The following is a 14,820-nucleotide window of genomic DNA, read 5'->3' on the forward strand; positions in this document are numbered from 1 at the left end:
TCCTCCGACATGCCGCCAGGGTAGTGCAGTTCTGCCCCGCGCGAAATCACCCCGCGCAGAGCGGCGTGACCCTGGGCCGGATCATACGGACGGCGGTGCGCCCGTGGCCCGGGGGCAAGGCTCTGCCTCGCCCCCGTACCCCCACTCCGCCAGGACCCTGCGGGCCCTGGACCCGATCAGCGCTGCCGCGCGGTGGTGGTGACGGGGTCGAGGCGCCGAGAAGCCACGCTCCTCGGCGGGACCGGCCTCCGCACTCGCGGACGCCTTCAAAGCTATTCTGGAGTCCCGCTTGTCCGCGCGCCGTCAGGGTTGAGCCCGGAGGCTGACGCCCACCGGAAGCACCAGACTCCCAGCGGGGTCCGGGGCCCGCTTGTGGCCCCGGCAGGGGAGGGCTTGGGAGGGGACGGCGTCCCCTCCCGGTCCGCCGCCGGAACCCGCAGAATGACGGGTCATCCCGCCGTCGGGATCAGACGGCCGTGCCGCCCACCGTCAGGCCGGAGAGCTTGAGGGTCGGCTGTCCCACCCCGACCGGCACGCCTTGGCCTTCCTTGCCGCAGGTGCCGATGCCCGGGTCCATGCCCAGGTCGTTGCCGACCATCGACACCTTCGTCAGCGCATCGGCGCCGCTGCCGATCAGGGTGGCGCCCTTCACCGGGGCGGTAACCCTGCCATCCTCGATCAGGTAGGCCTCGGAGGCGGAGAAGACGAACTTGCCCGAGGTGATGTCCACCTGGCCGCCGCCGAAGTTCACGGCGTAGAGGCCGCGCTTCACGGAACGGATGATCTCCTCCGGTGCATGCTGTCCGGCCAGCATCACCGTGTTGGTCATGCGCGGCATGGGGATGTGCGCGTGGCTCTCGCGCCGCCCGTTGCCGGTGGGGCGCACGCCCATCAGGCGCGCGTTCTGCCGGTCCTGGATGAAGCCGGTCAGGATGCCGTCCTCGATCATCACCGTCCGGCCCGAGGGCGTGCCCTCGTCGTCCACGGTGATGCTGCCCCGCCGGTCCGGGATGGTGCCGTCATCCACCACCGTCACGCTGGGCGCGGCGATGCGCTGCCCCAGCAGCCCGGCGAAGGCGGACGTGCCCTTGCGGTTGAAGTCGCCCTCCAGCCCATGGCCGATCGCCTCGTGCAGCAGGATGCCGGGCCAGCCCGGGCCCAGCACCACCTCCATCTCGCCGGCGGGCGCCGGGCGGCTGTCGAGGTTCACCAGCGCCTGGCGCAGCGCCTCCTCCACCGCCGCCTTCCAGCTCGCCTCGCCGACGATCCGGTCATAGGCGAAGCGCCCGCCCATGCCGTGGCTGCCCGTCTCGCGGCGCCCGTCCTGCTCCACCACCACCGCGACGTTCAGCCGCACCAGCGGGCGCAGATCCGCCACCTCGCGCCCGTCGGGGCGGATGATGCGCACCGCCTGCCATTCGCCGGTCAGCGTCGCCATCACCTGCTTCACCCGCGGGTCGCGGGCGCGGGCATGGGCGTCGATGGCCGAAAGCAGCGCGGCCTTGGCCGCGAAGTCCATCGCCTGCAACGGATTGCCGGGGTCGTAGAGCCGCGCGTTGGTGGCGGTTGGCGGCTCGGCCAGCACGGCGACCGGATCGCCCGGCAGGCCGCGCACCGCCTCGGCCGCGCGCTTCAGGGCGGCCGGCCCGATCTCCCCGGCATGGGCATAGGCCGCGGCCTCCCCGCGCACGGCGCGCAGGCCGAAGCCGCGCGTGGCGTCGAAGGAGGCGGAGCGGATGCGGCCGTCGTCCAGGCTGACCGCCTCGCTCTCCCGGTATTCCAGGAACAGCTCGCCATCCTCCGCCCCGGCCAGGGCGTCGGCGGCGATACGGCGGGCCGCGTCGGGGTCCAGGTCGCGGAAGAACAGCCGCTCTGTCGTGGCCAACGGGGTGTCGGAAAGGCTCATGGGGAGGCGGTGTCCAGCAGCTCGGGAGGGAAGGCCAGGCGGGCGGTGGTGCCGCGCCCCGGCGCGCTGTCCAGTCCCAGCGACAGCCCCATCGCCTCGGCCAGCACACGGGATAGATGGAGCCCGAGGCCCGAACCGCCATAGCGGCGGTTATGGTCCTGGTCCAACTGCGTGAAGGGCTCGAAGGCGCGGGGGATGTCCTCGGGCGCCATGCCGATCCCGGTATCGGCGACGCGCACCTCCAGCCCCCCGTCCGGCAGCGGCCTGGCCGACAGCTCGACCCGCCCGCCGGCGGGGGTGAACTTCACGGCATTGGCCAGCAGGTTCAGCACGACCTGCCGCAGCCGCAGCTCGTCCGCCTGGACGGTGACGGGCCGCTCCGGCGGCGCATCCTCCGGTGCGGCGGGCCGCGACCAGGCGATCGTCACCTCCGCTTCCTCCGCCATGCCCTGCAGCATCCGCGCCGCGCCTTCCAGCACCGGCAGCAGGGCGACGGCCCGGCGCTGCACGGCGAGTCCGCCGCTCTCCGCCCGCGCCACGTCCAGGATGTCGTCGATCAGCCCGAGCAGGTGCCGTCCGGAATCGAGGATGGTGCGGGCGAAGTCACGCTCCTGCTCCCGATCGACCCTGCCGCGCTTCTCGTGCAGCAGCACCTCGGCGAAGCCGATGACGGCGTTCAGCGGCGTGCGCAGCTCGTGGCTCATCCCCGCCAGGAAGCGCGACTTGGCGCGGCTGCCCGCCTCGGCCGCCTCGCGCGCCCGCTCCAGCTCCGCCTGGACCCGCCGCTCCTCGGTGATGTCCGTATAGGTCCGCACGAAGCCGCCATCCTGGGTGATGGCGGTGGTGATCTCCAGGATGGTCCCGTCCGGCCGCTCGCGCACGTAGCGGCCCGCCTGGCCGATGGGGTGGCCGAGCTGGCGGATGCGTTCGCCCTGGCCCGTCTCCGGCGGGCCGAACTCGCCCTTGCGGACCTGGACCTCGTGCAGGTCCAGCAGGTGCATGCCGGGGCGCATCTCCTCGGGCGAGAGGCCGGTCATCCGCGCCGCCAGGGTGTTGGCCGCCACCAGCCGCGCCCCAGCGTCGAACAGGGCGACCCCGTGGCGCGTGGTCTCCAGCATCACCTGCCGGATCTCGGCCTGGCGGCGCACCTCCTGCTCCGCCGCGTGGCGCGCGGTCATGTCGGTGGCCACCACGACCCGCCCGCCATCCGGCAAGGGGCCGGCCTGCAGGCCGAGGGCCAGGCCGTTCGGCCGCAGCCGCATGTGCTCCGCCCCGTCGCGCGGCGGGCGGTCGCCGAGGAGGCATTCGATCACCTCCTCCGCATCCTCGTCGCCGAACTCCCCCCCCGCCGCGCGCCGCATCATCAGGTCGCGCGCATGCTCGCCCAGGATGGCGGGGCTGTCGGCATACATCGCCTGGTAGGCGGCATTGACCATCGTCACCCGGTGGTCGGGGCCGTAGACGCAGACCCCGTGCGGCAGGGCGGCCAGCACGCCGTCCAGCAGGGAGGCCCGGCGCCGCGCCTCGTCCTCCGCGCGGCGCAGCGCGGTGATGTCGTCGATCTCGGCCAGCCAGGAGCCGTCGCCGACGGGGTGCGAGCGGCTGCGGTAGATCTGGCCGGTCGGGCGCTCGTAGCTCACCGATTGCGGCCGCTGGCGGTCGCGCCCCAGCCGATCCTGGACGGCGGGGTCCGACAGGCCGGGCATCTCCCCGCACGCGACCAGCTCCTGCATGATCGCGCGGAGCGTCATCCCCTCCCGCAGCGAGCCGGGCGGGGCGCCGATCAGTGTCCCGAAGGCCGTGTTGCCGAGCTGCAGGGCATCGTCCGGGCCGAACAGGGCGATGCCGGTGCTCAGCCGGTCCAGCAGCCGGTGCAGGTCCTGCAGCCGCGCGCGCGCCTGCAACTCGCCCTGGCGGAGCGCCGTGACCTCGGCCACGACGCTGATGCGCCCCTCCCCCGAGGCCAGCGGAGCGGAGGAGATGTGCAGCCAGCGGTCGTCGGTGGTGCGGGTCAGGCGGGCGGTCGGGCGCGACCGGTCCAGGTCGGTGACCATCCGCGCCTGCTCCTCCGGATCGCCGGGGCCGTAGAGCCCGCGATAGGCGAGGACGCGGGAGACGTCGGCGGAACGCAGCCCGGGGGGCAGGGCCCCCGCCTCGATCCGCAGGATGTCGAGCAGCCCGCGGTTGACGAAGCGCAGGACCCCCAGGTGGTCGAAGACGGCGATCCCGGTCGGCAGGGCGGCCAGCGCCTCCAGGGCCGCGTCCCCGGAGAGCGCGGGGGGCCGGGCGCTGCGGAGCGGAACCGGTGGGGTCACGGCGGAAGCCTGGCTCCGGGCCCCGCCGCCCGTGGCAGTGCGTGCAGCAGGCCCAGCGCCGCGGTCAGCACCGCCACCGCCACCGCCTGGTGCAGCGTGCCCAGCCAGACGGGCACCACCAGAAGCAGCGCCGCCACCCCCAGCGCGTACTGCGCGGCCACGGCGGCACCCAGCGCGGCGGCCCAGCGGCGGGCCCGTCCCGCCCCGCCCGAAGGCAGGCGCCGGACCGACCAGAGCGTCCAGGCCGCTGCGGCGAGGGTCAGCGTCGCCAGGACGCGGTGGTGGAACTGCACCGCCGCGATGTTCTCGAACAGGTTGCGCCACCAGGGCGAGAGCATCGCGTAGCCGGGCGGCACGATCTGCCCCTCCATCAGCGGGAAGGTATTGAAGTCGAAGCCTGCCTTGATTCCGGCCACGAAGCCACCGGCCAGCATGGTGAGGGCGGCGAGCCCGGCGGTGGCATGCGCCGCCCGGCGCAGCGGCCGCGCGCCCGCCGGCGCCTCCCGCCGCGGGTGCAGCAGGCCCAGCGCGGTCCAGAGCAGCACGGCATAGAGCACCAGGGCGAGGCCGAGGTGGATCACCAGCCGCCAGGGCGAGACGGCGGTGCGGTCCGCCTCGAAGCCCGAGGCAACCATGAACCAGCCCACCGCCCCCTGCAGCCCCCCCAGGGCCAGCAGCAGCAGCAGCCGCGGCTTCAGCCCGGCGGGAATCCGCCCGCGCCACCAGAACCAGGCGAGGCCGCCGGCGAAGACCAGCCCGATCAGCCGGCCCCAGAGGCGGTGGGTCCACTCCAGCCAGAAGATGCCCTTGAACCCGTCCAGCCCGAAGCCGGCATTGACCAGCGCGTATTGCGGGATGGTCCGGTAGAGGTCGTAGAGGCGCTGCCACTCCGCCTCGCTCAGCGGCGGCAGGGTGCCCCGGAAGGGGGCCCATTCCATGATGGAGAGGCCGGAGCCGGTCAGCCGGGTGGCGCCGCCGAGGGCGACCATGATCCAGACCATCCCAGCGACGGCCAGCAGCCAGAGGGCCACGGCACGGCGATTGCGATCGGGGGCGGCGGCCGCATCCGGCGGTTGCGCCTGGGCATCGAAGGGCATGGCTGTTCCTATAGCCCGTCCCTGGACCGTCCGCCGACCCCCTGCTACGCCGCGCCCCTCATGTCGCCGGCCGCCCCAGACCAACCCCTCCCCGCCCGGGGCACCGAACGGCGCCCCGCCGGGGCGCCCGGCCCGGGCGCGACGGAAGCCGTGGCGGCCCGGCCGGCCATCTCGGTCGTGGTGCCCATGCGCAACGAGGGCCCGAACGTCGCGCCGCTGGTCGCCGAGATCGCCGCCGCGCTGGCGGACGTGCCGCACGAGATCGTCTGCGTCGACGACGGCTCCACCGACGACACCTCCGCCCGGCTCCGCGCCGCCGCCGCGGCGGGCTTCGCGGTGCGCGGGCTGCGCCATGCCGTGTCCTGTGGCCAGTCCGCCGGGGTGGTGACCGGCGTGCGCGCCGCCCGCGCGCCCTGGATCGCCACGCTGGACGGCGACGGCCAGAACGACCCCGCCGACATCCCCCGGCTGTGGCAGCGGGCCCAGGCCGAGGGGGACCGCACCCTGGTCGCCGGCTGGCGCACCACGCGCAAGGACACCGCCGTCAAGCGCGTCAGCAGCCGCGTCGCCAACGGCGTCCGCGCCCGCCTGCTGGGCGACGCCACCCCCGATACCGGCTGCGGCCTGAAGGTCTTCTCCCGCGCGCTGTTCCTGGAGCTGCCGCCCTTCGACCACATGCACCGCTTCCTGCCGGCCCTCGTGCTGCGGCAGGGCGGGCGGGTGGTGAGCGAGCCGGTGAACCACCGCCCCCGCACCCGCGGCGTCTCCAACTACGGCACGCTGGACCGCCTGGCGGTGGGGCTGGTGGACCTGCTCGGGGTGATGTGGCTGCAGCGCCGCTGGAAGCGCCCCCGCATCGAGGAGCCGGCGGAGGAGTGACGCCCTCCCCCGCCTCCGTCGACTCGGCCGCGTCCCGCCGCCGCCGCGACGTCGCCCGCGCCCTCGGCCGGCTGGTGCTGATGGCACTGGGCCTCGCCGCCGCCGGCTGGCTGCTGCGCGAGTTCGGCAGCGCGGAGGGCGTGCACCGGCTGGAATCGGAGGTGCGCGGCCATGGCCTCGCCGGGCAGGCGCTGTTCGTGGCCGTCGGCGCCGCCACCGCGGCGGTGGGCGTGCCGCGCCAGGCGGTCGCCTTCCTGGGCGGCACCGCCTTCGGCGCCCTGACCGGCGGCGTGCTGTCGCTGATCGCGCAGGCGCTGGGCTGCGCCCTGGCCTTCGGCTGGGCACGGCTGGTCGGACGGGAATGGGCGGCACGCCGCCTCGCCGGCCGCTTCGGCCGCCGCCTGAAGCCGCTGCACGACGCGCTGACCGGCAGCCCCTTCGGCGCCACCCTCGCCCTGCGCCTGCTGCCGGTGGGCAACAACCTGGCGATCAACCTGCTGGCCGGGCTGTCGGGCATCGCCGCCCTGCCCTTCCTGCTCGGCTCGGTCCTCGGCTACGTGCCGCAGACCGCCGTCTTCGCCCTGCTGGGCGAAGGGGTGGCAGTGGACCGCCGCGCCCAGATCGCCCTCGGCGCAGCACTCTTCGCCGTCTCCGCCATGCTGGGCTGGTGGCTGCTGCGCCGCCATCGCGCCGGTCGGGCGATCGAGGGCGAAGAAGGCTGATCCGGACGGCGGGATGACCTGACCTGTCGTGCTGTGGTGTTCCGGCGTCGGCACCGGGAGGGGACGCCGGCCTGCGGCATCGACGCCGTGCGTCGATCCCCGTCCCAGACCCTCCCCTGCCGGGGCCACAAGCGGGCCCCGGTCCCCGCTGGGAGTTGGCTCTTCGCGGCTGCCGTCAGCCTGCGGGCTGAACCCTGACGGAGCGCGGACAGGCGGGACTCTGAAAAAGCTTCAGAAGGCGTCAGCGAGGGCGGCGGCCGTACCCGCCGAGGAGCATGGCTCCTCGGCGCTGTGACCCCGTATCAGGCTGTCCCGCGGCAGCGCCAAATGGGTCCAGGGCCCGCAGGGTCCTGGCGGAGTGGGGGTACGGGGGCGAGGCAGCGCCTTGCCCCCGGGCCACGGGCACCCCGCCGGCACGCATCAAGGCATCGCGCCGTCCCCGGGCCCGCCTGTCCGCATTCACCCCGGCGCCGGTCCGGCGTCAGGCTGTGCATGGCAGCGGCCGCGTCAGGGCAGCTTGGTCGTGCGCGCGGCGCGGACGATGCCCTTGGGGCGGGAGGCCTTCTCGACGATGCCGCTGATGCCTTCGCGCCGGGCCAGCTCGGTCCAGACCTCCTCGGGGCGGATGCCGGCATCCACCCAGACGACGATCAGGTGGTACAGCACGTCCGCGCTCTCCAGCACGGTGGCCTCGCGGTTGCCCTGCACCGCCTCGATCACGCACTCCACCGCTTCCTCGCCCAGCTTCTGGGCGACCTTGGGCGTGCCGCGCGCCATCAGCCGGGCGGAGTGGGAGGCGTTCACGTCCCCCGCCAGGCGCCGCTGCTCGACCGTCTGCCACAGCCGGTCGAGGATGGTGGCGTCGCCGCGCAGGCCGCGCAGCGCGGCATCGAGGGGCCCCAGCGGCCGGCGTTCCGCCGCGAGCACCTGCTTGGGGGGCTTGGTCCCCGTCACCGCCAGCCCGGCCGGCACCGGCAGGGCGGCCGCCTTGGCCTTGCGCGCCTTGGCCTGCTTCGCCGCCTTGGCGCGCTTGGCCTTGGCCTCGTCCTCCGCGGCGAGCGGCTGCTTCTTCTTGCCCTTGGCGGGCTTGGTGTCCTTGGCCATGGGTCAGGCCGCCTTCGCTTCGGTGGCGGGGCGCACCGGCAGGCCCGCAGTGGCGAGCGCCGCCTTGGCCTCGGCGATGCGCATCTCGCCGTAGTGGAACACGCTGGCGGCGAGCAGCCCGGTCGCCCCGGCCTGCGCGCCCTCCACGAAATGCCGCACCTCGCCCACGCCGCCGGAGGCGACGAGGGGCAGCCGCACCGCCGCGCGCACGGCGCGCAGCAGGTCGAGGTCGAAGCCGGACTTGGTGCCGTCCCGGTCCATCGAGGTCAGCAGGAGCTCGCCCGCGCCCAGCGAGGCGACGCGGCGGCACCATTCCACGGCGTCGATACCTGTGCCGCGCCGGCCGCCATGGGTGAAGACCTCCCACCGGCCGGAGGCCACCTTACGGGCATCCACCGCCACCACGATCGCCTGGGAGCCGAAGGCCTCCGCCGCGCGGCGCACCAGTTCGGGGTCGGCGACGGCGGCGGAGTTGATGGAGGCCTTGTCGGCCCCGGCCATCAGCAGGGCGCGGACATCCTCGACCGAACGCACGCCGCCACCGACGGTCAGCGGGATGAAGACGTGGCTGGCCGTGCGCGAGACGACGTCCAGCATGATGCCCCGGTTCTCGTGCGTCGCGCCGATGTCGAGGAAGGTGACCTCGTCCGCGCCCTCCGCGTCGTAGAGCCGGGCCTGCTCCACCGGGTCGCCGGCGTCGCGCAGGGAGACGAAGTTCACCCCCTTCACTACGCGGCCGTCCTTCACATCCAGGCAGGGGATGACGCGAAGGGCGAGCATGGACGCAATCTCCCGGACATCCCCGCACGGCAGGGCAACGATGCGGGTGCGATGCCCCCAAATGGCCGCGCGGTCAAGGAACGCACGGACCGCCCGCGACCCCGCCCGGAACGTCCGGGCCGGGCGCGATCAGGCGGTGGCGCCGGAGGCGGGCGGCCGGGCCGGGCGTAACGCCAGCCCGCCGGTGACCGGGCCATCCGGGCCGCGGTGCAGCAGATGGGTCATGGCGGCGGTGCCCAGCACCGGCACCAGCAGGTTGGCCAGGGGAACGGCGGCCAGGGCGGCCAGGGCCCCGCCCACCGCATAGACGGCGGGCCAGCGGCGGCGGCGCAGCGCCCGTGCCTCCGCCACGCCCATGCGGCGCTGCGCGACCCCCTCGAACATCCCCTGCCCCAGCGCCACGGCCGCCACCGCCCAGAGCGCGACAACGCCAACCACCGGCAGCAGCCAGGACAGCGGCAGCACCACCAGCGTCACGGCCAGCATCTTCGCCGCCAGGGCGATGTTGAAGCGCGCCTGCGCCGCCAGCGACGCCCCGCGCGGCGGCGGCAGCGCCGGGTAGTAGCGGTGCTCGACGGCGGCGGCGACCGGGTCGGTGAACAGCCCGCCGATCGCGAGCGCCACGGGGACGAAGAGCCAGACGGCCGAGAACAGCGCCAGCAGCCCGCCCAGCGTGCCGGCCAGGGTGGCGATCCAGCCCTCGCCCCCGGCCAGGGCGGAGACGCCCCAGCCGGACAGGGCCACCAGCCCGGCGAAGGCGAGGAGCGCGCCGAGCACGCCCTTGACCAGCGGCCCGCGGAAGGCCGGGTCGGCGATCTGGCGCAGCGGCAGCAGCAGGCTGGCGAGGACGGCGGACATCGCCTCTCCGCGTCAGTGCTGCGGGTTGGCGGCGGCGAAGGCCGCCTGCTGCTCCGGCGTGGCCTCGCGCTGGTGCAGCGCCTGCCACGCCTTGTACGGCATGCCGTAGACCGCTTCCCGTGCCGCGGGGTCGGCCATCTCGACGCCCCGGTCGGCCGCGGCCTCGCGGTACCAGCGGGAGAGGCAGTTCCGGCAGAAGCCGGCCAGGTTCATCAGGTCGATGTTCTGCACGTCCGTGCGCGTGCGCAGATGCGCGACCAGCTTGCGGAAGGCGGCGGCTTCCACCGCCTCGCGCTGCTCGGGCGTGAGGCCGGCGGCGGCGCCGGTGTCGATGCGGGCCTCGGGCTGCGGTGCGGGCATGGGTCTCGGTCCCCCGGAATGACGTGTCGGCGCCCCAGATGGCCCCGGACGCCACCCGGCGCCAGGGCCCGCCACGCCACCGCCGCTCCGCCCCGGCGGAAGGCGGGCCCCGTCCGGCCCAGCCGGCTGGCGTCAAGGGTGCAGGCGCGGATCGGCGGCGAAGCGCCGCACCAGCATGTCCACGAAGAGCCGGGCGCGGCGCGGCAGCCGGCCCGCGGCGGGCCAAAGCGCGTGGATCGGCTGCAGCTCCGACCGCCAGCCCGGCAGGACCTGATGCAGCAGCCCCGCCTGCACCTGTGTCTCCACCCGCCAGGGCGCCAGCAGGACCAGGCCGAACCCCGCCACCGCGGCCGCCTCCAGCACCTCCGTGTCGTCGGCCCGGATGCGGCCGTGCCGCGGCACGGTGACGCGCCGGCCCGCGCCGTCCTCCAGGGTGAGGCTGGCCTCGTTGACGCTGCGGCGCAGGCAGAAGAGGTGGCCGGCCAGATCCTCCGGTGCCTCCGGGGTGCCGTGCCGTCCGAGATAGGCGGGGGAGGCGTAGAGCCCGACGGCGAAGCGGCCCAGCAGCCGCGCCACCAGGGAGCCATCCTGGACCGGCCCGACGCGCAGGGCGACGTCCACCCCCTCCGCCACCATGTCCAGCGCATGCTCGCCCGGCAGCAGCTCCAGCGACAGGGCGGGATGGTCGCGCAGGAAGCCCGGCAGCCAGTGCATCACCTGGCCCCGGAAGAACAGCGGCGGGGCGGCGACGCGCAGCGTGCCGCGCACCTCCGCCTGGGCGCCGCGGACCGATTCCTCCGCCTCCTCCAGCGCGGCGAGGGCCCTGCCGGCCTCCTCGTAGAAGGTCTGCCCCGCCTCGGTCGCCTGCAGGCCACGGGTGGAGCGGTGCAGCAGCGCGACGCCCAGCCGTGCCTCCAGCGCGTTGATCAGGCGGGAGACGTTGGGCTGGCCCATCCCCAGGGAATGCGCCGCGCGCGTCAGGCTGCCGGCCTCGACCACCCGGCGGAACACCGCCATCTCCTGCACGCGATCCACGGTCCGCCCCCTCCGCCAGTCCGGAGAAGACGCCAGCCGGCGCCGGAGGCAAGCCCTTCCGTCGACAGGCGGCGGAACGGACCCCTTCAGCAAGGCAGCCTGGCACGCTACATGTTCGTGGACTGTTCTCCTGCTGGAGCGCCGCCTTGGCCAAGGCCACCACCCGCTACGTCTGTCAGAGCTGCGGCACCGTCCACCCGAAGTGGCAGGGCAAGTGCGAGGGCTGCGGCGAATGGAACACCCTCGCCGAGGAGGCGCCGGAGGTGCGCGCCCCCGGCCCGGCCGGGCGCACTGCCGGCGGGCGGCGGGTGGAGTTCGTCGGGCTGAAGGGCCGCTCCGCCCCGCCCGCGCGCACGGTGACGGCGATCGCGGAACTGGACCGGGTGCTGGGCGGGGGGTTCGTCCCAGGCTCCGTCGTGCTGGTCGGCGGCGATCCGGGGATCGGCAAGTCCACCCTGCTGCTCCAGGCGGCGGCGAAGGTCGCGGGCGCGGGCCGGCGCACCCTCTACGTCTCGGGCGAGGAGGCGGTGGAGCAGGTGCGGCTGCGCGCGCTGCGGCTGGGGGTGTCGGACTCGCCGCTGGGCCTCGCCGCCGCCACCTCGCTGCGCGACATCCTGGCCAGCCTGGAGGAGGAGCGCGAGGCGGGGCTGGTGGTGATGGATTCCATCCAGACCGTCTTCCTCGACAGCCTGGACAGCGCGCCCGGCACCGTCTCCCAGGTGCGGGCCTGCGCCGCCGAGCTGTCGCGGGTGGCGAAGTCGCGCGGCTTCGCCCTGGTGCTGGTGGGCCACGTGACCAAGGAGGGCACGCTGGCCGGGCCGCGCGTGCTGGAGCACATGGTCGACGCCACGCTCTACTTCGAAGGCGACCGCGGCCACCAGTTCCGCATCCTGCGCGCCACCAAGAACCGCTTCGGCGCGACCGACGAGATCGGCGTCTTCGAGATGACCGAGGGCGGGCTGATGGAGGTGCCCAACCCCTCCGCCCTGTTCCTGGCCGAACGGCGCGGCAACGTCTCCGGCTCGGCCGTCTTCGCCGGGCTGGAGGGGACACGGCCCGTGCTGGTGGAGGTGCAGGCGCTGCTCTCGCCGAGTTCGGGCGGCTCGCCCCGGCGGCAGGTGGTGGGCTGGGATTCCGGGCGGCTGGCCATGCTGCTCGCCGTACTGGAGAGCCGCTGCGGCATGAGCCTGGGGCAGAACGACGTCTACCTGAACGTGGCCGGCGGCCTGCGGGTGACGGAGCCCGCCGCCGACCTGGCCGTGGCGGCCGCCCTCGCCAGCGCCGCGACCGACCGGCCGACCGATCCGGGGATGGTGTTCTTCGGCGAGGTCGGGCTGTCGGGCGAGGTGCGCCAGGTGGCGCAGATGGAGAACCGGCTGCGGGAGGCGCAGAAGCTGGGCTTCTCCGCCGCGACGCTCCCCCGGCGGGTGGCGCGCGGCGGGCGGGCCCTGGCCGCGCCCGAGGGGCTGCGACTGATGGAGGCGGGGCATCTGGCGGATCTGGTGGCGGAGTTCGCCGCGGCCCCGCGGAAGAAGGCGGGCGCGGCGGCCTGAGCGCGTCCTCCGCCCGTCGGAGCGGTGGCGCCGATCGCCCGGGTTGTAACTAACCTGTCCGCTCATTACCCTGGGCCATAGGGGCGCGGTACAGGGACCGTCCCCGTTTGGGGGAAACAATGCCGCACCAGCCTGTCCCGCCGCCCTCCGCCGCGATCGCCGATGCCCGCCCCGGCGGCTCCCGGACGCCGCAGCACGGCCCGACCCGCCGTGGCCTGCTTCCCCTCGCCGTGCTCGCCGCCTCCGGCCTCGCCGCCCGCCCGGGCCAGGCGCAGGAGGCCTTCCCCTCGCGGCCGGTCACCCTCGTCGTCGCCTATGCGCCGGGCGGTTCCACCGACCTGATCGCCCGCGTGGTCGCCGAGGGCATGGCGAAGCAGCTCGGCCAGCCCGTCGTGGTGGAGAACCGCGCCGGCGCCTCCGGCGCGGTGGGCCATGCCTCCGTCGCCCGGGCGAAGCCGGACGGCTACACCATCCTGCTTTCCGGCCGCGGCAACCTCGCGATGCTGCCGCACATGATGCCCAACCGCAGCTATGACGAGACGCGGGACTTCACCGCCATCGGCATGCTGGGCGAGACGCCGATCTACCTCTGCGTGAACCCGAAGGTCGGCGTGCGCGACGTGGCGGGGCTCATCGCCCTGGCCAAGGCGAAGCCGGGCAAGCTGAACTACGCCTCCGCCGGCTCCGGCACCTCGGCGCATATCGCGAGCGAGCTGTTCCTGGGCATGGCCGGGATCGAGGTGCAGAACATCACCTATCGCGGCGGCGGGCCGGCGGTGCAGGCGCTGATCTCCGGCGAGGTGGAGATGGCCTTCGTGGACGCCGTCACGGCGGTGCCGCTGATGCGGAACGGCCAGGTCCAGGGCCTCGCGGTCGGCAGCGCGGAGCGCGTGGCGCTGACCCCCGAGGTGCCCACCATTGCCGAGACCCTGCCGGGCTACGAGATCTCCTCGCTCTTCGCGGTCGTCGCCCCGGCCGGCACGCCCCCGGCGGCGATCCGCCGGCTCTACGACGCGATGGCCACGGCGATGCGCGACCCCGCCCTGCTGGAGCGCCTGCAGGCGGCTGTCTTCCTGCCCCGGCTCGCCCCGCCCGAGGTGTTCACGCCCTTCATCCAGGCCGAGAGCGCGCGCTGGGGCGAGCTGATCCGCACCCGCGGGATCACCATGGAATGAGCACCGCGACATCCCCCGGGGCGCGGCTGGCCGCGGCCGCCGAGGTCAACGACCGCATCCATGGCCCCGGCACGGACCCCTGGCCGGAGCGGCGCACCGCCTTTCCCGGTGGGGTCGTCGGCCTGCCGGACCTCACCTATGCCGTCCTGCCGGGCTACCGGCCGCTGAAGCTCGACCTCTACCTGCCGCCGGAGACGGCGGCGAGGGAGGGGACGGGCCATCCGCTGGTCGTCTACGTGCATGGCGGCGGCTGGGCCGGCGGCAGCCCCCGCCTGTCGGCCGCCTTCGCGAGCTGGCCGGCCGTGCTCGCCGCCCTGGCCGCGGAGGGGGTCGCCGTCGCCGCCCTCTCCTACCGCTTCGGGGAGGAAGCGCCCTTCCCCGCCGCGCTGGACGACCTGCGGACGGCCCTGGCCTGGCTGCGGCGGGAGGCGCAGCACTTCGGGATCGACGCCGCGCGCATCGGCCTGTGGGGCGCTTCGGCCGGCGGGCAGATCGCCGCCATGGCCGCGCTGACCGCGGCGCCGGAGGACGACATCCAGGCCGTGGCGCTGTGGTACGGCGTCTTCGACTTCACGGGCTTCCGCCGCCCCGCGCCGGGCTCCCGCGAGCTGGCCTATCTCGGCGGCGGCACGGTACCGGCGACGGGCGACACCCTGCGTGCCGCGAGCCCGCTGTTCCAGGTGCGCGCGCTCGCCGCCCCCTTTCTCCTCATCCATGGCGAGGCCGACCAGGCCGTGCCGGTGTCGCAGTCGGTCGACTTCGCCCGCGCGCTGGAGGATGCGGGCAATATCGCGGAGCTGGTGACCCTGCCCGGCATCGACCACAGCTTCCTCGGTGCCGACCCGGCCACGACGCGGGAGACCAGCCGGCGGATGCTCGCCCGCACGGTGGATTTCCTGCTGGGGACGCTCGGCCGGTAGCACCGGCACGCGGGGCAGCCCGGGCCGCCGGGGCCGGGTGGTCCGTTCGGCGGCGCCGGCCCCGGGGCCCGGGCCCGGTGCGCGACCGTCATCGCCCCGCCCCGTGGCCCGCATTC

The 14,820-nt window shown here is 74.9% G+C and carries 13 protein-coding genes; 5 read left to right on the plus strand and 8 right to left on the minus strand.

Annotation, left to right across the window (positions count from 1 at the left end; translation table 11 throughout):
- Positions 1 to 466: 466 nt before the first annotated feature.
- From tldD to LPC08_RS14310, 3 genes are read right to left on the minus strand one after another with little or no spacing between them, the layout of a single operon-like run.
- Entirely contained in the window at positions 467 to 1,906 is a 1,440-nt protein-coding gene (gene tldD, locus LPC08_RS14300; RefSeq protein WP_230448918.1) for a metalloprotease TldD, read from the minus strand.
- Positions 1,903 to 4,221: a sensor histidine kinase gene (locus tag LPC08_RS14305; protein WP_230448919.1), complete on the minus strand. Its 2,319-nt coding sequence runs from the start codon at positions 4,219 to 4,221 to the stop codon at positions 1,903 to 1,905. Before LPC08_RS14305 ends, tldD begins: the two co-directional genes overlap by 4 nt.
- Positions 4,218 to 5,318, minus strand: coding sequence for a COX15/CtaA family protein (locus LPC08_RS14310; protein WP_230448920.1), 1,101 nt, complete (start codon positions 5,316 to 5,318; stop codon positions 4,218 to 4,220). The genes LPC08_RS14305 and LPC08_RS14310 overlap by 4 nt, the downstream gene beginning before the upstream one ends.
- A 150-nt stretch (positions 5,319 to 5,468) precedes the next feature.
- On the opposite strand from LPC08_RS14310, the gene LPC08_RS14315 reads away from it, so the two are divergent.
- On the plus strand, positions 5,469 to 6,197 hold the full coding sequence (locus LPC08_RS14315) for a glycosyltransferase family 2 protein (protein ID WP_370643238.1): 729 nt from the start codon (positions 5,469 to 5,471) through the stop codon (positions 6,195 to 6,197).
- Entirely contained in the window at positions 6,194 to 6,919 is a 726-nt protein-coding gene (locus tag LPC08_RS14320; RefSeq protein ID WP_230448921.1) for a TVP38/TMEM64 family protein, read from the plus strand. The genes LPC08_RS14315 and LPC08_RS14320 overlap by 4 nt, the downstream gene beginning before the upstream one ends.
- Positions 6,920 to 7,426: 507 nt before the next feature.
- Here the strand turns inward: LPC08_RS14320 and LPC08_RS14325 are convergent.
- The 5 genes from LPC08_RS14325 to LPC08_RS14345 form a co-directional block, all read right to left on the minus strand.
- Entirely contained in the window at positions 7,427 to 8,023 is a 597-nt protein-coding gene (locus LPC08_RS14325; RefSeq protein WP_230448922.1) for a phosphoribosyl-ATP diphosphatase, read from the minus strand.
- Between the two features lie 3 nt (positions 8,024 to 8,026).
- Positions 8,027 to 8,803, minus strand: a complete 777-nt coding sequence (gene hisF, locus LPC08_RS14330) for an imidazole glycerol phosphate synthase subunit HisF (protein WP_230448923.1) — start codon at positions 8,801 to 8,803, stop codon at positions 8,027 to 8,029.
- Between the two features lie 129 nt (positions 8,804 to 8,932).
- A complete protein-coding gene (locus LPC08_RS14335; RefSeq protein ID WP_304622027.1) occupies positions 8,933 to 9,661 on the minus strand; it encodes an EI24 domain-containing protein in 729 nt (242 codons plus the stop codon).
- A 12-nt stretch (positions 9,662 to 9,673) separates the two neighbouring features.
- A complete protein-coding gene (locus LPC08_RS14340; protein ID WP_230448924.1) occupies positions 9,674 to 10,021 on the minus strand; it encodes a DUF1244 domain-containing protein in 348 nt (115 codons plus the stop codon).
- A gap of 132 nt (positions 10,022 to 10,153) precedes the next feature.
- The gene (locus tag LPC08_RS14345) at positions 10,154 to 11,056 is read right to left on the minus strand and encodes a LysR family transcriptional regulator (RefSeq protein WP_230448925.1); all 903 of its coding nucleotides are present in this window, start codon (positions 11,054 to 11,056) and stop codon (positions 10,154 to 10,156) included.
- A gap of 146 nt (positions 11,057 to 11,202) precedes the next feature.
- Between LPC08_RS14345 and radA the strand changes: the two genes are divergently transcribed.
- The 3 genes from radA to LPC08_RS14360 all read left to right on the plus strand — a co-directional run bounded on the left by radA (position 11,203) and on the right by LPC08_RS14360 (position 14,704).
- On the plus strand, positions 11,203 to 12,609 hold the full coding sequence (gene radA / locus LPC08_RS14350; RefSeq protein ID WP_230448926.1) for a DNA repair protein RadA: 1,407 nt from the start codon (positions 11,203 to 11,205) through the stop codon (positions 12,607 to 12,609).
- Positions 12,610 to 12,728: 119 nt separating this feature from the next.
- Positions 12,729 to 13,784 (plus strand): Bug family tripartite tricarboxylate transporter substrate binding protein, encoded by a 1,056-nt coding sequence (locus LPC08_RS14355; RefSeq protein ID WP_230448927.1) that lies wholly within the window; start codon positions 12,729 to 12,731, stop codon positions 13,782 to 13,784.
- Positions 13,781 to 14,704, plus strand: a complete 924-nt coding sequence (locus LPC08_RS14360; RefSeq protein ID WP_230448928.1) for an alpha/beta hydrolase — start codon at positions 13,781 to 13,783, stop codon at positions 14,702 to 14,704. The genes LPC08_RS14355 and LPC08_RS14360 overlap by 4 nt, the downstream gene beginning before the upstream one ends.
- Positions 14,705 to 14,820: the final 116 nt, after the last annotated feature.

The sequence above is a fragment of the Roseomonas sp. OT10 genome (assembly GCF_020991085.1).
Lineage (GTDB): Bacteria > Pseudomonadota > Alphaproteobacteria > Acetobacterales > Acetobacteraceae > Roseomonas > Roseomonas cutis.